The sequence below is a fragment of the Stenotrophomonas sp. 3(2025) genome (assembly GCF_052665395.1).
In genome coordinates this window covers 155,730-175,444 of sequence record NZ_JBQOIF010000004.1, presented here as the reverse complement: position 1 = coordinate 175,444, position 19,715 = coordinate 155,730, and the positions used below count along the sequence as shown (strand labels likewise).

The 19,715-nt window shown below is 65.2% G+C and carries 16 protein-coding genes; 6 read left to right on the top strand and 10 right to left on the bottom strand.

Annotated features, from left to right (window positions below):
- Nucleotides 1-157: 157 nt before the first annotated feature.
- From ACUXVE_RS04990 to ACUXVE_RS04980, 3 genes are all read right to left on the bottom strand, one after another.
- Nucleotides 158-2,191 (bottom strand): alpha/beta hydrolase family protein, encoded by a 2,034-nt coding sequence (locus tag ACUXVE_RS04990; protein WP_093820704.1) that lies wholly within the window; start codon nt 2,189-2,191, stop codon nt 158-160.
- Between the two features lie 160 nt (nt 2,192-2,351).
- Nucleotides 2,352-5,156, bottom strand: coding sequence for a TonB-dependent receptor domain-containing protein (locus tag ACUXVE_RS04985; protein WP_445513934.1), 2,805 nt, complete (start codon nt 5,154-5,156; stop codon nt 2,352-2,354).
- Nucleotides 5,157-5,552: 396 nt separating this feature from the next.
- Nucleotides 5,553-8,348, bottom strand: a complete 2,796-nt coding sequence (locus tag ACUXVE_RS04980) for a TonB-dependent receptor plug domain-containing protein (protein WP_222388646.1) — start codon at nt 8,346-8,348, stop codon at nt 5,553-5,555.
- A 214-nt stretch (nt 8,349-8,562) separates the two neighbouring features.
- Here ACUXVE_RS04980 and apbC point away from each other — a divergent pair, with 214 nt between their 5' ends.
- Both apbC and dcd read left to right on the top strand, forming a co-directional pair.
- On the top strand, nt 8,563-9,417 hold the full coding sequence (apbC, locus tag ACUXVE_RS04975) for an iron-sulfur cluster carrier protein ApbC (RefSeq protein WP_025876115.1): 855 nt from the start codon (nt 8,563-8,565) through the stop codon (nt 9,415-9,417).
- A 77-nt stretch (nt 9,418-9,494) separates the two neighbouring features.
- A complete protein-coding gene (gene dcd / locus ACUXVE_RS04970) occupies nt 9,495-10,061 on the top strand; it encodes a dCTP deaminase (protein ID WP_025876117.1) in 567 nt (188 codons plus the stop codon).
- 98 nt (nt 10,062-10,159) lie between these two features.
- Here the strand turns inward: dcd and ACUXVE_RS04965 are convergent, their stop codons facing one another.
- Genes ACUXVE_RS04965 through ACUXVE_RS04955 form a run of 3 tightly spaced genes read right to left on the bottom strand, consistent with a single transcriptional unit; the run spans nt 10,160 to nt 11,433 of the window.
- Entirely contained in the window at nt 10,160-10,327 is a 168-nt protein-coding gene (locus tag ACUXVE_RS04965) for a LiaI-LiaF-like domain-containing protein (RefSeq protein ID WP_025876120.1), read from the bottom strand.
- Nucleotides 10,328-10,342: 15 nt separating this feature from the next.
- A complete protein-coding gene (locus ACUXVE_RS04960) occupies nt 10,343-10,765 on the bottom strand; it encodes an HIT domain-containing protein (RefSeq protein WP_032975033.1) in 423 nt (140 codons plus the stop codon).
- Nucleotides 10,762-11,433, bottom strand: coding sequence for a dienelactone hydrolase family protein (locus tag ACUXVE_RS04955; RefSeq protein ID WP_445513933.1), 672 nt, complete (start codon nt 11,431-11,433; stop codon nt 10,762-10,764). Before ACUXVE_RS04955 ends, ACUXVE_RS04960 begins: the two co-directional genes overlap by 4 nt.
- 202 nt (nt 11,434-11,635) lie before the next feature.
- Between ACUXVE_RS04955 and rimO the strand changes: the two genes are divergently transcribed.
- Nucleotides 11,636-12,997, top strand: coding sequence for a 30S ribosomal protein S12 methylthiotransferase RimO (gene rimO, locus ACUXVE_RS04950; RefSeq protein ID WP_025876127.1), 1,362 nt, complete (start codon nt 11,636-11,638; stop codon nt 12,995-12,997).
- Entirely contained in the window at nt 12,994-13,821 is an 828-nt protein-coding gene (locus tag ACUXVE_RS04945; RefSeq protein WP_445513932.1) for a DUF3025 domain-containing protein, read from the top strand. The genes rimO and ACUXVE_RS04945 overlap by 4 nt, the downstream gene beginning before the upstream one ends.
- A 43-nt stretch (nt 13,822-13,864) precedes the next feature.
- Here ACUXVE_RS04945 and greB read toward each other — a convergent pair whose 3' ends face one another.
- Nucleotides 13,865-14,380: a transcription elongation factor GreB gene (greB, locus tag ACUXVE_RS04940; protein WP_445513931.1), complete on the bottom strand. Its 516-nt coding sequence runs from the start codon at nt 14,378-14,380 to the stop codon at nt 13,865-13,867.
- A gap of 84 nt (nt 14,381-14,464) precedes the next feature.
- Entirely contained in the window at nt 14,465-15,970 is a 1,506-nt protein-coding gene (locus tag ACUXVE_RS04935; RefSeq protein WP_445513930.1) for a helicase HerA-like domain-containing protein, read from the bottom strand.
- A 122-nt stretch (nt 15,971-16,092) separates the two neighbouring features.
- Here ACUXVE_RS04935 and ACUXVE_RS04930 point away from each other — a divergent pair, with 122 nt between their 5' ends.
- Complete coding sequence (locus tag ACUXVE_RS04930; RefSeq protein ID WP_222388652.1) at nt 16,093-17,703, top strand: transglycosylase SLT domain-containing protein; 1,611 nt, start codon at nt 16,093-16,095, stop codon at nt 17,701-17,703.
- A 23-nt stretch (nt 17,704-17,726) separates the two neighbouring features.
- Nucleotides 17,727-18,074, top strand: coding sequence for a ribonuclease E inhibitor RraB (locus ACUXVE_RS04925; RefSeq protein WP_093820646.1), 348 nt, complete (start codon nt 17,727-17,729; stop codon nt 18,072-18,074).
- A gap of 92 nt (nt 18,075-18,166) precedes the next feature.
- On the opposite strand, the gene asd is transcribed toward ACUXVE_RS04925, so the two are convergent.
- Together asd and ACUXVE_RS04915 are read right to left on the bottom strand one after the other, a co-directional pair.
- The gene (gene asd, locus ACUXVE_RS04920; protein WP_025876139.1) at nt 18,167-19,009 is read right to left on the bottom strand and encodes an archaetidylserine decarboxylase; all 843 of its coding nucleotides are present in this window, start codon (nt 19,007-19,009) and stop codon (nt 18,167-18,169) included.
- A complete protein-coding gene (locus ACUXVE_RS04915; RefSeq protein ID WP_025876141.1) occupies nt 19,006-19,656 on the bottom strand; it encodes an SCO family protein in 651 nt (216 codons plus the stop codon). Before ACUXVE_RS04915 ends, asd begins: the two co-directional genes overlap by 4 nt.
- Between the last annotated feature and the right edge of the window lie 59 nt (nt 19,657-19,715).

The window sequence follows — 19,715 nt, the reverse complement described above, 5'->3', positions numbered from 1 at the left end:
TTCGGTTAATGGAGTGTATGTGTGGCGTAAAGTAAATGCAACATGAATGGATATTTCCCGTAACCCGTTGTTGCTAAGGGAAAATTCAGTCATTCGGGCATTAAAAAACCCCGCCGGTTAAGCCGGCGGGGTTGTTGATCGGCCCCTCTGCTGGGGGTTACAGGCCGCCTGGCCCGCAGTCCTTGGCCAGGTAGTCGGCCATCAGGGTGAGGGTCGTCTGGAAGTGGCGCGGGTACCACGGCATGCTGTGCGGCATGTCGGGAATCAGCTCAAACCGGGCCGGAACCTTGCCCTGCACGGCGGAATAGAAGTTGCGGGCATGGAACGCCGGCGTGCGTACGTCGCGGTCGCCGACGAAGGTCAGCAGCGGGATGGTGGCCTTGGCGGTGTTCTGCATCGGGTCCATGCCCTTGACGGTGCGGCCCTGCAGGATGCGTTGCAGGCGGTTCTGGCTCCAGGACGTGCCCAGCCGGCCCAGGTCGGTGACCGGCGCGCCAGCAATGGCGCACTGGTACGGCGATGGGCTGCGTACGGTGGCTGCTGCCGCCGCGAAGCCACCATAGGAGTAGCCGAAGATCGCGATGCGATCCTTCGCCGCGATGCCCTGCGACACCAGCCAAGCGGCACCGTCGTCCTTGTCATCCTGCATCTTCTGGCCCCACTGGCCATCGCCGGCCAGCCACAGCTTGCGGCCCAGCCCGGAGCTGCCACGGTACTGGGGGCGCAGCACGGCATAGCCGCGCGAGGTGAAGAAGGGCACCCAGCCGGACACGTCCCAGCCCGTATAGTCACGCGCCCACGGTCCGCCATGCGGATGCACCAGTGCCGGCAGTGGGCCGTCGCCCTGCTTCCAGCCTGCCGGCAGATCGAGGATCGCCGGGATCTGCTGGCCATCACGGGCGGTGTAGGTCACCCAGCGCTGTTCGCCGATCTGCTTGCTGTCCACCCAGGGACGTTCGCTGCCCAGCGGCATCACGTCCTTGCGGTCGGCCAGGATGTAGTAGCTCTTCGGGTTGCGGTTGCTTTCCGTGGTGAACAGCACGCGCGAGAGATCGTCGTTGTAGCCGGTGATGTAGACGGTCAGGCCCGGATAGGCTTTCTGCAGGCCCTCCTGCAGGCCTTTCATCTGCGGGTCGACATAGATCGCCTGGCGCTGCGGTCCATCGATGTAGAAGCCCAGCACCTGGTTGAAGTTGCTCTTGCGCGTGCCCAGGATCAGCGAGCTGATGGAGAAGGTCGGGTGGGCCGCCAGCGGCTCCTTGTCGAATTCCTTCTTGACCGGGTCATACAGTCGCGCCTGTACCAGGTCGGAGAACTGGTCGGTCAGCACGTACAGCTTGCCGCTGTCATCGTCGATGCCGACCACGTCCACCGTGAAGCGCTCGCTCAGCTTGGTGGTCAGCGGCGCATGCACCTCGAACTGGCCGGCGCTGTTCTTGATCAGCACACGCTGTTCGAAATCCTCGGCCCCGCTGGATTCGATCTGGGTCTGGGTCACCACCTCGCCGGTGCGTGGGTGGAACAGGCCAGGGGTCGTGCGAGAGCTGCCCTTGAACAGCAGTTCGGTCTGCCCGGTGCGCAGGTTGAAGCGGTAGTAATTGGCCTGCAGGGTGGCTTCATTGAGCTGGTTGATGATGACCCGGTCCGGGTCCAGCGGCAGCAGGTGCACCAGCGAAGCGGTGCCGGCCAGTTCCAGGCAGCGCAGCGTATCGGCACTGACGCCCAGCGTTCGCGTGTTGCTGGCAAAGGCCTCGTCGAACTTCGCCTGGCTGGCGTCGGTCAGGTAGGCCTTGGTCAGGAAGGTCTTGGTGGCACCGGTACTGTTGCCTTCACCGCAGCCGCCCAGCTTGCCGGTCCACTCCTGGCGGCTGATGACCAGGTTGCGCCCGGCCTTGAGCGCGCTGGCGGCGATGAATTTCATCCGATCGCCGGACGGGGTGATGGCCACCGGCCCGGCGGTGAGGTTGTCCAGGTTCCAGTTGGCCAGGGCAGTGTCGGCGTTGTTGCTGCCGGGGGCGGCAATGATGGCGACCAGCTGCTTGCCGTCGGCACTCATCGTGACCGACTGCAGCGCGGGAATCTTGGCGAAATCCTCTGCGGGCAGAGGCGCGGCGGCGGCTTGGCCGACGCACAGGCCCAGCAGCATTGAAACGGCGGCACCCAGGCGGGCAGGCGTATATCGGAGTTGCATCATCAGCGGTTCCTTGTGGCGGGGCACGGCAACATGACCGGAAGATGAACGAAGCCCGGGTTCTCGTCAACTCCGCGTGAAGCCCATCCGCATGCGCACCATTGATGGAAGAGACCCCGCCGGAGCGGGGTCTTTTGCTGCAGGAAACGACGTCGACGGATCAGTTGTTGCCGAACTCGTACTTGGCCTGCACGTAGATGGCACGGCCATAAGCGTTGTACAGGTAGTTGTTGTACGGCTGGCCGCTGGTGCCGGCGAAGCTGTACCGCTGGTTGTCAGGCATCTTGTTGAACACGTTGTTGACCATCAGCGACAGGGTCAGGTTGTCCATCGCCCGATAGTTCACGCTCAGGTTGTAGGTGGTGTACGAACCCCACTTGCCGGCCTTGTAGCCGGAGCTGTGGACGTAGTCGTAGCCATTGCCCAGGTAGGCCATGTAGTTCGGCGTCTTGCCGATGTAGTTGGCATACAGGGTGGTGGTCCACTTGTCCTTGGCCCAGCCGATCGAACCGTCGGCGCGCACCTTGGCGTACGAGTCGTACACCCACATCGCATACGGGTCGCGCAGCAGGTCCAGGTACTCATCGCCCGGCTGCGGTTGCAGCTCGCGCTTGAGCATGTCGGTGTAGTTGCCGGAGAACTGCAGCGAACCGAAGCGGCCGATGTCCTGTACGTACTTGAAGCTGGCCGTCAGCGCCTGCAGGTTCTGGCTGGCCACGTTCATCTTCGGCGTATAGATTTCATCGAGTACGCCGGAGGCGTCGCGGGTGATCCAGTCGCTGACGTTCTGGCAGCTGGCCGAGGTGTTGTTGGTCTGGCCGTTGCGGCAGTAATACTCGGCCAGCAGCAACTGGTCGGAGCTGAGGGTGTTGACCTCGTTCTTGATCTTCCAGTTGTAGTAGTCCACCGACAGCGAGAGGTTGTTGATGGGCGCCCACACGATGCCGGCGTTCCAGACATCGGCGGTGATCGGCTCCAGGTCCGGGTTGCCGGATTGGGTGCCGAACACCGACACGCTGTCATACGGGCAGCCTGTGGTGTTGGCCGGGTCGTAGCCCAGCTGGCCGCAACGGTAGTAGTCGGTGGAGCCGTTGGCGTAGTAGCCGCTGACACCCTGGAAGGCATCGGACAGGGTGGGCGCGCGGAACGCGGTGCCGTACTTGCCACGGAACAGCAGGCTGTCGATCGGGCGGAATTCCAGGCCGATGCTGTAGGTCGCCTTGTCGATGGTGTTGCCACCGATCTTGAAGGCGTCGTAGCGGCCGGAGCCGGTCACCGTCAGTGATTCCAGCAACGGCATGCGCAGTTCGCTGGTCACCGCGTAGCTGCTGCGATGGCCGGCGCCGGAAACCGCGGTGGTGCCCCACACGCTGCCATCCACCAGGCGGGTATCGGGCGTGTAATCCCAGCCTTCGCTGCCGCCTTCAACCACCACTGCGAAGCCGGCGTCGCCGCCGGGCAGCTTGAACAGCGAACCATTGGTGACCTGCGCACGCAGCAGGTTCTGCCAGGTGCGGCTCTGGCTGTAGGTGTAGCCGGTGAAGCTCTGGAACTCACCGCTCGGCAATGGCGAGTAGAACGCTTCCCAGTCCGGGCTGTAGATGTTGTACCCGGTGCTGGTGGTGCCCAGCACCGGCCCCAGCACGCGCTGCTCGAAGTAGTCGTTGATCGGATCGTTCCAGCGCACGAAGTTGCGCTCGGTCAACTTGTATTCGCCGCGGGTGAAGCTCGCACTGTAATCCCAGCTGCCGGCCGTGCCGCGGCCGCCGAGCGTGACCTGGTAAGCCTTGTTGCGATCGGTGTTCATGATGTCGCGATAGCCGCCGGCGCCGATGTCCTCCGGCGCGAACACGCGCTGCAGGTTCATGTACTGGCCGCTGTCCTGATCGTAGAAGCGGCCCCAGCCGGAGGAGGTGCCCCACCAGGTGTAGTTCGAGCCGGTGGCGTACTTCACTTCTTCCAGGCTGTAGAGCGCGTCGCCGAACAACTGGAAGTTGTCGTTCACATCGAAGGTCATCGAGCTGTAGATCTGCCCGCTTTCCTTGCCGTTCTTGATGGTCTTGTAGCCGGTGCCATAGACCGAGCCGCAGGCCTGGCCGGTCGGCCGGGTGCCGAGCACGGTGGTGCCGTCGAACTGGCCCGCCACGTTGGCGCACAGGTTCGGGTCCATCATCGCGTAGCGGTTGCTGTTGGCCGGCAGCAGCACCAGGAAGTCGTTGGAGACATACTGGGGGCTGTAGCCGTCGGGATTGTTGACCTTGGTCAGGTCACGCTGATAGCCCCAGATCGGGCTGGTCTTTTCGTACTGCACGTTGACCAGCGCATGGAATCGATCGTCAACGCCGTTGAAGCCGCGCGCGGCACTGACGCGTACGCTGTTGCCGCCGCCCTCGGAGTAGGCACCGCCACGGACGTTGAGCACACCGCCATCCATGCGCTCCTTGAGGATGATGTTGACCACGCCGGCGATCGCATCCGAACCGTACAGCGAAGACTGGCCGCCGGGCAGGATCTCGATGCGCTCGACGATGTCGATCGGAATGCCGCTGATGTTGTTGAAACTGTCGCTGCCGTTGTACAGCGCCGGATACGAGAGCATCGGGCGGCCGTTGATCAGGTACTTGGTGTAGCCGGGGCTGAGCCCGAACATGCCGGCGGCCTCGGCACCCTGGGTGAACGACGCGGAGGTCTGCCCGCCCTGCAGGCCGCCGGTCGACAGCGAGGACTGCTGCAGGACGTCGGCGACGCTGGTGAAGCCGCGGGTCTGGATGTCCTCGGCGGTGACGGTCAGGACCGGCGTGTGGTTCTCGATCTGCGTCTGCGGGATCAGGGAACCGGTGACGGTGACGCGGTCAAGCTGGGTCGGGCCGGTGTCCTGCGCGTGGGCTGCGCCGGAGGCGATCAGGGTGCCGATCAGGGCAAGGGTCAGGGGGTGGCGCGAAGGCGTGCAGCGATGGCGAGACATGATGGATCCCCGTAATGAGCGATGTCGTCTGGCTGATGTCCTCCCTGACATCTTCATGATGTGTTCAGTTGCAATCCATTCAGCCGGAACGTAACACGACGTTCACGCGGTCAAAATGGTCCCGTCACGCGGGTGTGCTGCCCATCGGATAGAAATCCCTTTTAAATCAGTGCACAAACGCGATTGTCTGGGAATGTTTCAAAATGTTGCGCTGCGGTACGAAATTGGGCAGGGCGGAGATTTCGCATGCTGATCAACTAGTTGCCGCCTCCGTGAAGCATTTCTGAATATTTAATTTATGGGACGTGCGCGGCTGTTGCGTCTCAATCAACGGGCAAAAAAAAGGCCCCGCCGAAGCGGGGCCTGGTCCGGAATCAAACCCGGAAATCGACGGGATTACTTGCCGAAGTCGTACTTTGCCTGCACGTACACGGTGCGGCCGTAGACGTTGTACAGGTAGTTGTTGAACGGCGTGCCGGAGGTGCCCTGGTAGCTGTGGGCCTGCTGCTCGGGCATCTTGTTGAACACGTTGTTGACCATCAGCGACAGGGTCAGGTCATCCTGCACGCGGTAGTTCACGCTCAGGTTGTAAGTGGTGTACGAAGCCCACTTGCCTGCCTTGTAGCCCGACGCACCATGGGTGTACTCGTAGCCGTTCAGGCCCGCCAGGTAGTTCGGGGTGTGGCCGATGTAGTTCGCGTACAGCGTGGTGGTCCACTTGTCCAGCGACCAGGCCACCGACGCGTCGGAACGGACCTTGGCGTAGCTGTCGTAGTTCCACATCGACTTCGGGTTGCCCAGCAGGTCCTGGAAGTCCTCGCCCGGCTGCGCCTGCACTTCACGCTTCAGCATGTTGGTGTAGTTGCCCGAGAACTGCAGCGAACCGAAGCGGCCGATGTCCTGCAGGTACTTGAAGCCGACGGTCACGGCCTGCAGGTTCTGGCGGGCCACGTTCATCTTCGGGGTGTACAGCGAGCTCAGGTTGCCGGCCGAATCGCGCACGACCCAGTCGGCCACGTTCTGGCAGGTGGCCGAGGAACCGTTCGGCAGGCCGTTGCGGCAGTAGTACTCGGCCAGCAGCAGCTGGTCGGTGCTGGCCGTATCGACCTCGTTCTCGATCTTCCAGTTGTAGTAGTCGGCCGAGATCGACAGGTTCGCCATCGGCGCCCAGACGATGCCCGCGTTCCAGACGTCGGCGGTGATCGGCTCCAGGTCCGGGTTGCCGGCACGCTCGGAGTAGACCGAGACGCTGTCTGCGTAGCGGCAGGCGTCGGTGTTGCCCGGCGCGTAGCCCAGCTCACCGCAACGGTAGTAGTCGGTGGAGTTGGCGGCGTAATAGCCGCTGCGGCCCTGGAACGCATCCGGCAGGGTCGGCGCGCGGAACGCGGTGCCGTACTTGCCGCGGAACAGCAGGCTTTCGATCGGACGGAACTCGACACCCACGCTGTAGGTGGCCTTGTCGACGGTGTTGTCGGCGATCTTGAAGGCGTCATAGCGACCGGAAGCGGTCACCGTCAGCGACTCCAGCAGCGGCATGCGCAGCTCGCTGGTCACCGCGTAGTTGCTGCGATGACCGTTGCCGGCAACAGCCGACGAGCCCCACACGTCGCCGTCCAGCAGGCGCTGGTCGGGGCTGTAGTCCCAACCTTCGCTGCCGCCTTCGACGACCACGGCCAGGCCGGCATCACCGCCCGGCAGCGAGAACAGCGAGCCGTTGGTGACCTGCGCGCGTGCCAGGTTCTGCCAGGTGCGGCTGTGGTTGGTGGTGTAACCGGTGAAGCCAGCGAAATCTTCCGGCGAGATCGGCGAGTAGAACGCGCCCCAGTTGGTGTTGTAGATGCCGAAGCCATCCTTGGTGCCCAGCTGCGGGCCCAGCACCTTGTCGGCGAAGTAGCTGTTGATGGCATTGCCGAAGCGCTGGAACTTGCTCTCATCCAGGCGGTATTCGCCACGGGTGAAGCTCAGGCTGTAGTCCCAGTTGCCGACCGCACCCTTGCCGCCCAGGGTGATCTGGTAGGCACGGCTCTTGTCGTTGTTCAGGATGCCCTTGTAGCCTTCGCCGCCGATGTCTTCCGGAGCGAACGCGCGCTGCAGGTTGACCAGCTTGCCGGAGGCCTGGTCATAGAAGCCACCCATGGTGCTCTTGGTGCCCCACCAGAGGTAGTTCGAGCCCGAGGTGTATTCGGTCTTTTCCTTGCTGTACAGCACGTCGGCGAACAGCTGGAAGTTGTCGTTCACGTCGAAGGTCATCGACGAGTAGAACTGGCCGCTGTCCTTGCCGTTCTTCAGGGTCTTGTAGCCGGCGCCGAAGACCGAGCCGCAGGACTGGCCCGTCGGGCGGTTCGCCAGCACGGTGGTGCCGTCGAACTGGCCGGCCACGTTGGCGCAGTTGCTCGGGTCCATCATGTACAGCGCATTGGTCTTGGCGTCGATGACGGCGAAGTCGTTCGACGGCAGCTGCGCGGTGTAGCCGTTCGCGTTGTTCTGCTTGGTCAGGTCACGCTGGTAGCCCCAGATCGGGTTGCTGCTTTCGATCTGCACGTTGACCAGTGCATTGAAGCGGTCGTCCAGCGCCGAGAAGCCGTGTGCACCGCTGACGCGGAAGCTGCTGCCACCGCCTTCAGTGGAAGTGCCGCCACGCACGGACAGGCTACCGCCTTCCATGTGGTCCTTCAGGATGATGTTGACCACGCCGGCGATCGCATCCGAGCCGTACAGGGAGGACTGGCCACCCGGCAGGACTTCGATGCGCTCGACGATGTCGATCGGAATGCCGCTGATGTTGTTGAACGCGTCGCCGCCGTTGTACAGCGCCGGGTAGGACATCATCGGGCGGCCGTTGATCAGGTACTTGGTGTAACCCGGATTCAGGCCGAACATGCCAGCGGCTTCAGCGCCCTGGGTGAACGAAGCGGAGGTCTGGCCACCCTGGATGCCGCCGGTGGTCAGCGAGGACTGCTGCAGCACCTCGGCGACGCTGTTGAAGCCGCGCGACTGGATGGCTTCAGCGCTGATGGTCATGACCGGGGTCTGGGTCTCGACCTGGGTCTGCGGGATCAGCGAGCCGGTGACGGTGATCTTGTCCAGATTGGTGGCCTTGTCCTGGGCCATTGCCGGCGAGGCGGCAACCAGGGCGGAGATCAAGGCGACAGCGAGGGTGTTGCGACGTGCAGAATTGCGAAGGTCTTTCATGTAGTTCCGTTCAGAGAGCAAATACGAGTACGGCACTGCGCATGCGCCATCGTGCGTGCCGTAGATCAGCAACGCAGCCCAAAACCAGTGCTCAGCGAACGTAACATGAACTTAACAATCTTTGCACGAATCTGTAGCAATCCTGAATTTCAGTCAGCGTACGTCCAGCTAGTATGATGTTGGGTTCTTCTTGTCGATCCACCCGGAGCCCGCAGTGAACAGTTCTTCCCGTCGTCCGCATGCCAGCCAGGTGCAGAAGGGACTGGCGCCGCATGCGCGCATCCGCAACGTGATCGCGGTGGGCTCGGGAAAGGGTGGCGTGGGCAAGTCGACCACGGCGGTCAACCTGGCCGTCGCACTGCAGCAGCTGGGGGCGCGCGTAGGCGTGCTTGATGCCGATATCTACGGCCCCAGCGTGCCGGCGATGCTCGGCCTGTCCGGTCGCCCGGAAAGCCCGGACAACAAGAGCATCGAGCCGATGCGGGCCTTCGGCGTGGACACCATGTCGATTGGTTATCTGGTCGAGGACGAAACGCCGCTGATCATGCGCGCACCGCGCGCGACGGCGGCGTTGACCCAGCTGTTCGAAGACACGCTGTGGGACGACCTGGACTATCTGCTGATCGATCTGCCGCCGGGCACCGGCGACATCCAGCTGACCCTGGTGCAGAAGATCCCGCTGGCCGGCGCGGTGATCGTCACCACGCCGCAGGACATCGCTACGCTGGATGCGAAGAAGGCGCTGAAGATGTTCGAGAAGGTCGAGGTGCCGGTGCTGGGCGTGGTCGAAAACATGGCCGTGCATACCTGCAGCAACTGCGGGCATGTGGAGCACCTGTTCGGCGAAGGTGGTGGCGAGCGCATGGCGGCGCAGTATGGCGTGCCGCTGCTGGGGTCGCTGCCGCTGCAGATCGGCATCCGCGAGCAGGGCGATGCCGGTACCCCGATCACCGCCGCGCAGCCGGAATCGGCGGCGGCCCAGGCCTACCACCGTGCCGCTCAGCGTCTGGTCGAGGAAGTGGGCAAGCGTCCGCGCGCTTCGATCCCGATCCTGTCCTCGCTGCTGTAAGGGCCCGCTGGGGGCAGCGGCGGCGACGCCCGGCCCCCTGCTAGAATCCTCGCGCCCCCTCGCACCCAGGACAGAGCATGAGCATCAAGAGTGACCGTTGGATCCGCCGGATGTCCGAACAGCACGGCATGATCGAGCCGTATGAGGCCGGGCAGGTCAAGCAGGCCAACGGTGAGCGCATCGTCAGCTACGGCACTTCCAGCTACGGCTACGACGTGCGCTGCTCGCGCGAGTTCAAGGTGTTCACCAACATCAACTCGACGATCGTGGACCCCAAGCATTTCGATCCGGGCAGCTTCGTCGATATCGTCGGTGACGAGTGCATCATTCCGCCCAACAGCTTCGCGCTGGCACGCACGGTCGAGTATTTCCGCATCCCGCGCGACACCCTGGTGGTGTGCCTGGGAAAGAGCACCTATGCGCGCTGCGGCATCATCGTCAACGTGACCCCGCTGGAGCCGGAGTGGGAAGGCCACGTGACCTTGGAATTCAGCAACACCACGCCGCTGCCGGCGCGCATCTACGCCAACGAAGGCGTGGCGCAGATGCTGTTCTTCCAGTCCGATGAAGTGTGCGAGACCTCGTACAAGGATCGTGGGGGCAAGTACCAGGGCCAGACCGGCGTGACCCTGCCGCGCACCTGACGGCTTACCTCAGCGGGTATCGGTAGCGCCGGGCCATGCCCGGCGTTTCCGTTTGTGGGGCCGCGCGCTGCGTTCGCCGGGCATGGCCCGGCGCTACCTTATTTGCCGCGACCGAACAGGATCGCAATGCCCACGGCCACCAGGCCGAGTGGCCACCAGGTCAGCAGCAGGCGCGACAGGTTCAGGTTGGTCCAGCCCAGGTTGCTGGCCAGCATGAACAGGCCGATCAGGATCAGCAGGATGGCGGCGACGATATTGAATCGCATCGGGTCGGCACTGGCTCAGGAATGGGCTGGATATCCTAGCCGTTCCTTCCAGTAGGCGACATGCTGGTCCAGCGCGGCCGGCTCATAGCGGTGCGCCGGGCCACTGCCCCAGACCGGTCCCGGCCACGCCGGATCGCCGTCGTGGCGGCCGATCACGTGGAAATGCAGCTGGCGCACGATGTTGCCCAGCGCGCCGATGTTGATCTTCTCCACCCCGTCCGAACCGTGCAGGGCCTTGCAGGCGCGGTTGAGCTCGGTGCGCAGCTTGTCCTGCTGCTCGCCGTCCAGCTCGATCCACTCGGTCACCCCGGCCAGACGCGGCACCAAGACCAGCCAGGGGAATCGTTCGTCGTTCATCAGTCGCACTTGCGACAACGGGCCTTCGGCCACCAGCACGCTATCGGTGGCCAGGCGTGAATCGAGTTCGAAATCGCTCATCCAAGATGCTCCGAGAAGAAGTCCAGGGTGCGTTGCAGCGCCAGGGCGGCGCTGTCTGGATCATACGCATGTCCGACCTCGCGGTTGAAGGCATGGTCGGCCGGATACACGTAGGTCGCCATCTGCGGCAGCTTCTCACGGTGCGCCTGGACCGCCTCGGGCGGGATGCTCTTGTCCTGCGCGCCGAAGTGGAACATCACGGGGGCCTTCGGCGTCTCGTCCAGGAACTGCACGTTGCGTGCGCCGTAGTAGCTCACCGAGGGCAGGCCCAGGCGCAGCGCGGACAGCAGGGCGACGCTGCCACCCCAGCAGTAGCCGACCGTGCCGACCTTGCCATGCGGGGCCAGCCGGGTTGCCGCGGCGCGGACCACTTCCAGTGCCTTTTCCATGCCCAGCGCGGTGACCCGTTCCAGGCCATCCTTCACGCCTTCAGGGGTGTAGGGCAGGGCATCCGGGTCGGCCGTGGGGCCGTCGACCAGGTCGAAGAACGACGGCGCCAACACGGCGTAGCCCTCGGCCGCGAATCGCTCAGCGACACTGCGGATGTGCGGGTTGGCGCCGAAGATCTCCTGTACCACCACCAGGCTGCCGCGCGGGGCTCCTTCGGGCAGGGCCTGCCAGGCGCGGACCGGGCCGTAATGCGTATCCAGGGTGATCCATTCGGACATCGGGGGTACCTCGTTGCAGGGGCCAGGCCTGCATTGTCGATGCTGGGCGGGTTAGCGCGATGTCAGCGGCTGTGCGGAATCGGGCGGCTCATGATTCAGAGGCGGCCGTCCAACCCCGGTATACTGGCGCCCCTTCAGGCCCCGGCCCCCAGGTCCCCTGCCATGCGGGCAGGAGCCCAGGCCCCCAGAGTCCCGCGATTCCATGTCCCAGCTGAACCCCAAAGTCGGCTTCGTCAGCCTTGGCTGCCCGAAGGCCCTCGTCGATTCCGAGCGCATCCTCACCCAGCTGCGGTCGGAAGGCTACGACATCGTCCCGTCCTACGATTCGGCCGACGTGGTGGTGGTCAACACCTGTGGCTTCATCGATTCGGCGGTGACCGAATCGCTGGATGCCATCGGCGAGGCGATGAACCAGAACGGCAAGGTCATCGTCACCGGCTGCCTGGGCAAGCGCCCGGAGCAGATCCGCGAGGCGTACCCGAACGTGCTGGCGGTGTCCGGACCGCAGGATTACCAGAGCGTGATGGAAGCGGTGCATGCGGCGCTGCCGCCCAAGCACGATCCGTTCGTGGATCTGGTGCCGGACTACGGCATCAAGCTGACCCCGCGCCACTACGCATACCTGAAGATTTCCGAAGGCTGCAACCACCACTGCAGCTTCTGCATCATTCCGTCGATGCGCGGCAAGCTGGTCTCGCGTCCCGTGGACGAGGTGCTGCGCGAAGCCGAGCGCCTGGTGCGCGGCGGTGTGCGCGAGCTGCTGGTGGTTTCGCAGGACACCTCTGCCTACGGCGTGGATGTGAAGTACGCCGAGAAGATGTGGCGCGACAAGGCCTACCAGACCCGCCTGAAGGCACTGTGCGAAGGCCTGTCCGAACTGGATGCGTGGGTGCGCATGCACTACGTCTATCCGTATCCGCACGTCGATGACGTGGTGCCGCTGATGGCCGAGAACCGGATCCTGCCGTACCTGGACATCCCGTTCCAGCACGCCAGCCCGCGCATCCTGCGCCTGATGAAGCGCCCCGGCGCGGTCGAGAAGACCCTGGAGCGGGTGCAGAACTGGCGCCGCATCGCGCCGGACATCACCGTGCGTTCGACCTTCATCGTCGGTTTCCCGGGCGAGACCGAGGCCGAGTTCGAAGAGTTGCTGTCCTTCCTGGACGAAGCGCAGCTGGACCGCGTCGGTGCGTTCGCCTACTCGCCGGTGGAGGGCGCTACGGCCAACAACCTGCCGGACCCGGTGCCGGAAGAAGTGAAGCAGGAACGACTGGCGCGCTTCATGGAGAAGCAGGCGCAGATTTCGGCTTCGCGTCTGGAAGCCAAGATCGGCACGGTGCAGCAATGCCTGGTCGATGCCATCGAAGGCGATATCGCGGTGGCCCGTTCCAAGGCCGATGCGCCGGAGATCGACGGCCTGGTGCATATCCAGAACGCAGACCAGGTGGCATTGCGCGTGGGTGAGTTCGTCGACGTGGAAATCACCGAGAGCGACGAGCACGACCTCTACGGCGACGCCCTGCCGCCGACCACGCGCCCGGCATTCGACCTCAAGGTGCTGTGACCGGGGCGGAGGCTGCTGATGGCGGCCCCCGCCGCTTCGTGCCGCCGTTGCGTGCGGCGGTGGACAGGGCTGCGTTCGATCATCCGCTGTTTGCCGGTATCGCCGGTATCGCCGGGTTCGGTGATCTGCTGACGGCAGCGGACTGGCCACGCGTGGTCGATCTGGACGCGCGCCTGGCGCTGCCGGGCAAGCGCTTCGTTGAACAGGATGCGGCGTTGCTGGCCGACGGCCTGCACTACGAAACGCGCATTGCCGAAGGGCGCATCGCAACCCGCGCGGGCAACTGGCACGACCTGTTCAACGCCCTGGTCTGGGCACGCTACCTGCCGATCAAGTGCGCACTCAACGCGCAGCAATGCCGGCACATCGAGGGCAGGGCCGCAGGGCAGCGCAACCGCGCGCAGGCCGCGCTGACCCAGTTCGATGAAACCGGCGTGGTGGTGCGTGTGCGTGACCCGGCGTTGCTTGCAGCCTGGGATGCTCACCAGTGGCGCGTGCTGTTCGAACCGATCCATTGGCAGTCAGGACGGATCGCCATCGCCGCAGTATTCGGTCATGCCTTGATGGAACAGGCGCTGCTGCCGGGCCGGCTGCTGGTCGGCAAATGCGTGGTGCTGCAGGGCGATGACGATGCGGGCTGCATCGACACGGTCGCGCGCGCCATCGAGGAAGGCAGGGTGCTGCTCGATCCCTTGGAACTGCGTCCGCTGCCATTGGCGGGTATTCCCGGCTGGCACACCGACCAGGCGCCAGCCTTTTACGCGAACGACGATTACTTCCGTCCGCTGCGCGAAGGGCGCCGCTATCCGCCGCCGCTTCTGTAGAACCGGGCCCATGCCCGGCTGAGCGCCGCTGCTCGCCACAGGCTCAGCCGTTGGCCGCGGTCTCGTACTCCACACCGATCACCGCAAAGGTGTGGTTGCCACTGGGCAGTTCCACTGAAAACTCATCATCCAGGCGCTTCTTCAACAAGGCCCGCGCCAAGGGCGAATCGATGCTGATCCAGCCCAGCCCCGCATCGGTCTCATCCGGCCCGACGATGCGGTAGCGGCTGGTCTGCCCGCTGTCCACGTTCTCCAGTTCCACCCACGCACCGAAGAACACCGCTTGCGGATTGGTCGGCGTGGTGTCGACCACGCGCAGTGATTCCAGGCGCTTGGTCAGGTAGCGCACGCGACGATCGATCTCGCCCAGCTGTTTCTTGCGGTAGGTGTATTCGGCATTCTCCGAGCGATCGCCTTCGGCCGCGGCCGCCGCCAGCGCCTTGACCACCTCGGGTCGACGCACCCGCCACAACTCATCCAGCTCGGTTTTCAGGCGTGCATGGCCGGCGGCGGTGATCAGTGCGGTGCTCTTTTCTGCGGGGGGGCGCCAACGCGACATGTAATGCGGATTCTCGTGCGGAATGAAACAACTACGGCGCGCCGTCGCCGGCGCGCCGCGAAGGTGAAGGTACTATCGGAGCTCTCAGCGCTTGCCGCCGAAGATGCCACCGAGGATGCCGCGCACGATCTGGTTGCCCAGCTTGGTGCCAACCGTACGGGTGGTCTGCTTGGCCATCGTCTCGATCATGCCCTGGCGGCGCTTGGTGCCGAAAATGGCGTCCTTGATCGACTGCCCGAAACCGCCTTCCTGCGCCTCGTCCTGCTCACGGCTGCGCGCGGCCGGCGCATCGGCTTTCTCGACGGCCTTCTGCGCGCGCTGGGCCAGCAGTTCGGCTGCCGATTCGCGGTTGACGGCAGTGTCGTAGCGCGTGCCGACCGGGCTGCCGGCACGCACCTGCGTACGTTCGGTGTCGGTGGCCGGTCCCATGCGGCAGCGGGGTGGCGCGATCATCGTCTGCTGCACCGGCATCGGCACGCCCTTGTCCTGCAGCGTCGAGACCAGCGCTTCGCCGGTACCGAGCTGGCTGAGCACCTTCGCCACATCCAGCTTCGGGTTCGGCACGAAGGTCTCGGCGGCGGTCTTCACCGCCTTCTGGTCGCGCGGGGTGAATGCGCGCAGCGCGTGCTGTACACGGTTGCCGAGCTGGCCGAGGATGTTGGCCGGCACGTCGTCCGGGAACTGCGAGCAGAAGTACACGCCCACGCCCTTGGAACGGATCAGCCGCACCACTTGTTCGATGCGCTGTACCAGAGCGGGCGGTGCATCGTCGAACAGCAGGTGCGCTTCGTCGAAAATGAAAACCAGCTTCGGCTTGTCGAGGTCGCCCACTTCGGGCAGCTGCTCGAACAGCTCCGACAACAGCCACAGCAGGAACGTGGAGTACAGCTTGGGCTTGAGCACCAGCTGGTCGGCGGCAAGGATGCCGATGACACCACGGCCGTCATGGTTGACCCGCATGATGTCGGCCAGTTCCAGCGCCGGTTCGCCGAAGAAATGCTCGCCGCCGTCCTGGGCCAGCCGCAGCAGGGCGCGCTGGATGGCGGCCACCGACTGCGCACTGACCAGGCCGTACTCGGTGGAGATGTCCTTGCGCTCCTCGGCCACCAGGCCGAGCAGGGCGCGCAGGTCGTCCATGTCCAGCAGCAGCAGGCCGCGGTCGTCGGCCAGCTTGAACACGATGTCGAGCACGCCGGCCTGGGTGTCGTTCAATTCCAGGATGCGGGCCAGCAGGGTCGGGCCCATCTCGCTCACGGTGGTGCGCACCGGGTGGCCGAGCTTGCCGTACAGGTCCCAGAACACGGTGGGGCTGGCGGCCGGGGCATAGTCGCTCACGCCGATCTCGGCCGCGCGCTTGAGCAGGTTCTCGGCGCCGGTACCCGGCACGGCCAGGCCGGAGACATCGCCCTTCACATCGGCCAGGAACACCGGTACCCCGATCCGCGAGAAGCCCTCGGCCAGGGTCATCAGGGTCACGGTCTTGCCGGTGCCCGTGGCGCCGGCCACCAGCCCATGGCGGTTGCCGAGCTTCGGCAGCAGGGTGACAGCCACATCGTCGGTGATGCCTTTGCCGAGCAGAATCGGATCCATGGTCCAGCCCTTGTGATGAATGTGCCAATGTTAACCGCCGACAGTGACGGGCCGAAGGTCGGCTTGCCCCGACCTTGGCAGCGCCGCTACTCTGCCTGCCTGTTTCATACACAGTGCCACCAATGCCCGTTCCTGTCCTGATTTCCCGCACCTGGCCGCTGCTGGCCCTGGCTGGCCTGGTTTCCCTGGCACCGGAGGCCCACGCACAGCGGGTTTCGGCCCGGGACAAGGTGAAGGTGGATGCACTGCAGCAGCGCATGACTGCAGCCGAGAAGCGCTACAGCGATGCCGTTCTGCTGGTGGCCAACGCCGATCCGAAGGGGCGCAACGAGGCCGATGCCGCGCTGGAGGACATGGAAGATGTCATCAGTGAGTGCGTGAAGCAGAAGGGCTGCCAGATGAGCAACATGCTGGCCACCTACAAGCGCCTGCTCAAGCACGATGCCGATGCCGCTGCCGATGATGACGTGGCCGACGAAGTCGGCGACCGCCTGGAGGCCGACCCGGACCATGTCGGCCCGCTGGCTGCCGACGTGCCCGAGGCGGCCCGCGCAGCGGCGCTGCTGAACGACAAGCGCCATGCCTTCGACAACATGGTCGAGTACAACCCCGCGGTGCAGGCCGGCATCCGCCGCTGGCTGACCGACATGCGCCCGGCGCTGATGACCACCTACGAGAACTACCAGAACCTGCGCGCGGTGATGTGGCCGGAATGGGAGAAGCGCGGCCTGCCCGAGGCGCTGCTGTTCGGCATCATGGCCAAGGAATCCAACGGTCGCGTGCATGCGTCCTCGCGTGCGGGCGCCGCGGGCCTGATGCAGTTCATGCCAGCCACCGGCCGCCGCTTCGGCCTGGGCCCGGACGGTACCGGTTTCGATACCCGCTTCGATGCGCGCAGCGCCGCTGAAGCCAGCGCGACGTACCTCAACGAGCGGATGCGTGAGCTCAACAACAACGTCGAACTGTCGCTGGCCGGCTACAACGGCGGTGAGGGCCGCGCAGCGCGCGTCTACAAGCAGTACCCGGGCCAGAGCTTCTGGGTGGACAGCGTCTACAACCAGTTCCCGGGCGAAACCAAGGACTACGTGCCGATGGTGATCGCCGCGTCGTGGATTTTCCTGCACCCCCAGCAGTACGGCGTGGAGTTCCCGAAGATCAATGCGCAGCCGGCCACCATCCGCCTGGCCCGCTCGACCACGATCTATGAACTGACCATCTGCCTGGGCAGCCATGGCACCCGCGATGGCTACATGCGCGCATTGCGCAACCTCAACCCGCGCTATGAGGCCGATGGCTGGATTCCGGCAGGCACCCTCATCAACGCCACCAACCGCATCGCCGGCCTGTACGCGCGCAACTGCGTCAGCGGCCCGCGTGCCGATCTGGCCCGTACCCTGATCACCGCCGACCTCAATGCCGCGATCGTGCGCCCGAGCGCCGCCAGCTACACCGGCAGCGTGGCCGTGGGCGGGGTGGTGCCGGTGGTCGATCCCAATGCCGCCAGCAGCGTGCCGACCACGCCTGCCGCGCCGGTGGCTGCGCCGCGCCCGGCGCCGGCCCCGCGCGCCAAGCCGGCCCGCAGCTACAAGGTCGGCAAGGGCGAGACCCTGGGCCGGATCGCCGCGAAGTTCCAGTGCGATGTGCCGGTGCTGGCCCGCGCCAATGGCCTCAAGGCCCCCGGCTACAGCCTGCGCCACGGCCAGGTGCTGAAGCTGCAGGGCTGCGACAAATAATCTTTCCGCACTCTGGATATCGCATGGACCTCGAAGACACGCGCAACCTGTTCACCAACCTCCGCGAGAACACCGATTGGGACCTGGATGCTCCGCTGCTGTGGGGGTACTTCTTCGTGCACTCCAGTGCCGAGCCGCTGCACGCACTGGCCACCCACTTGCAGGCGCAGGGGTATGTGCTGGTGGAAGTGTTCGAGCAGGAGCCGGAAGACGGTGAGGCTGCATTCCACGTGCTGCATGTGGAGCGCGTGGAAGTGCACGACGAAACCTCGCTGGACAAGCGCAACCAGGAACTGAGCGCGCTGGCCACGCAGATGGGCGTGGAAGACTACGACGGCATGGACGTCGGCCCGGCGCCGACCCTGCAGTAACGCACCTGTCCGGTAGTGCCGGCCGCTGGCCGGCAACACTGGACGCGTTGGATCAACGGAGATGCCGGCCAGCGGCCGGCACTACCGCAGGATCAGCGCAGCTTGGCCAGTGCCTGGCCCAGCTGTACCGGATGCTCGGCATCCAGGTGCGGGGCGAATTCGGCCACGCCCGGCGGCAGCAGCACGATCACGGTCGAGCCGTAATTGAAGCGCGCCATCTCTTCGAAGCGCTGCAGGGTGATGCCGCGGCCCCGGTAATCCTTGCGGGTGATGCGGTCGCCGTAGTGCGGAATCTCTTCGCCGCTCCACACCGTTTCCACGCCCGACACCAGCAGCGCACCGACCATCACGCTGACCATCGGGCCGAAGCTGGTGTCGAAATGGCAGACCAGGCGTTCGTTGCGTGCGAACAGGCCGGGCACGTTGTTCACCGCGGCCGGGCCGACGCTGAACAGGCGACCGGGCACGTGCACGGTTTCGCGCAGGGTGCCGGTCCACGGCATGTGCACGCGGTGGTAGTCGCGCGGCGACAGGTACACCGTGGCATACAGGCCCTCGTTGAACGGCTTGGCGTCCTCGGCGCTGCCCAACAGCTCGGCGGCGGTGAACGACTGCCCCTTGGCCTGGAAGATGCGCCCGGCGTCGATCTTTCCGAGCTGGCTGATGCGGCCGTCCGCCGGCATCACCAGGCTGCGCGGATCGGCATCGGCCACGCGCGCGCCGGGTTTCAGCGCGCGGGTGAAGAACTGGTTGAAGGTCGGGTAGCTGCGCGGGTCCGGATTGGCCGCTTCATCCAGGTTGACGTTGAACTTGCGGGTGACCGTGTCGATCAGCCAGCGCGATACGCGCGGGTTGTCCGAGTACGCCAGCGAACGCGCCATCGAGGACAGCAGGCGGTGGGGCAGGACGTACGTCAGGGCGGTGGTCAGACTCATGGGGCGGATTTCTCGGTCAGCTTCTGCAGGTCGCGGGCGATCGCCGGCGCATTGAACGGGGGCCGCACCAGGCCGGCGAGCCGGCCCTGCGGATCGAGCACGGCCAGGCTGGCGGAGTGCTCGAGGGTGTAATCCTCGGGATTCTCGTCGAAGTGCTTGCCCGGCACCTTCTGGAACACGAAGCCCAGCGAGGTGGCAAAGCGCTCCAGCGAGGGGATGTCGGCAGTCGCCGCCAGGGTGTCCTTGTGGAAGCCATGGGCGTACTCGCCCAAGCGCGTGGCGGTGTCGCGCTCCGGGTCGACCGAGACGAACAGCACGCGCGGGCGCAGGCCATCGGGCAGCGCTTCCCACTGATTCTGCGCGCCGGCCAGCTCGGCCAGGGTGGTCGGGCAGACGTCCGGGCAGAACGTGAAGCCGAGGAACACCAGGGTCCAGTGGCCCTTCAGTTCGCCGGGAATCAGGCGCGTGCCGTCGGACTGGGCCAGGTTGTAGTCGGGCAGGGCGCGCGGCTGCGGGTACAGGGTGATCGCTTCGGTGGCCGGCTGCCCGGCCGGCGGCTTCGGCGCGAACACCTGCTGGGCGGCGAGCAGGCCAAGGCCCGCCGCCAGGGCGATCAGCAGGATGATGCCGACGTTGCGATTGAACATGGGATTCCGCCGCAGGAAGTGGCCACCATCATACCGGCTGCGGCTGGATCGTTTCTGCC

Bases quoted from the DNA above. Each gene is read 5' to 3' on its own strand.
- ACUXVE_RS04990 (WP_093820704.1), bottom strand. From the start codon at position 2,191: ATGCAACTCCGATATACGCCTGCCCGCCTGGGTGCCGCCGTTTCAATG.
- ACUXVE_RS04985 (WP_445513934.1), bottom strand. From the start codon at position 5,156: ATGTCTCGCCATCGCTGCACGCCTTCGCGCCACCCCCTGACCCTTGCC.
- ACUXVE_RS04980 (WP_222388646.1), bottom strand. From the start codon at position 8,348: ATGAAAGACCTTCGCAATTCTGCACGTCGCAACACCCTCGCTGTCGCC.
- dcd (WP_025876117.1), top strand. From the start codon at position 9,495: ATGAGCATCAAGAGTGACCGTTGGATCCGCCGGATGTCCGAACAGCAC.
- ACUXVE_RS04965 (WP_025876120.1), bottom strand. From the start codon at position 10,327: ATGCGATTCAATATCGTCGCCGCCATCCTGCTGATCCTGATCGGCCTG.
- ACUXVE_RS04960 (WP_032975033.1), bottom strand. From the start codon at position 10,765: ATGAGCGATTTCGAACTCGATTCACGCCTGGCCACCGATAGCGTGCTG.
- ACUXVE_RS04955 (WP_445513933.1), bottom strand. From the start codon at position 11,433: ATGTCCGAATGGATCACCCTGGATACGCATTACGGCCCGGTCCGCGCC.
- rimO (WP_025876127.1), top strand. From the start codon at position 11,636: ATGTCCCAGCTGAACCCCAAAGTCGGCTTCGTCAGCCTTGGCTGCCCG.
- greB (WP_445513931.1), bottom strand. From the start codon at position 14,380: ATGTCGCGTTGGCGCCCCCCCGCAGAAAAGAGCACCGCACTGATCACC.
- ACUXVE_RS04935 (WP_445513930.1), bottom strand. From the start codon at position 15,970: ATGGATCCGATTCTGCTCGGCAAAGGCATCACCGACGATGTGGCTGTC.
- ACUXVE_RS04930 (WP_222388652.1), top strand. From the start codon at position 16,093: ATGCCCGTTCCTGTCCTGATTTCCCGCACCTGGCCGCTGCTGGCCCTG.
- ACUXVE_RS04925 (WP_093820646.1), top strand. From the start codon at position 17,727: ATGGACCTCGAAGACACGCGCAACCTGTTCACCAACCTCCGCGAGAAC.
- asd (WP_025876139.1), bottom strand. From the start codon at position 19,009: ATGAGTCTGACCACCGCCCTGACGTACGTCCTGCCCCACCGCCTGCTG.
- ACUXVE_RS04915 (WP_025876141.1), bottom strand. From the start codon at position 19,656: ATGTTCAATCGCAACGTCGGCATCATCCTGCTGATCGCCCTGGCGGCG.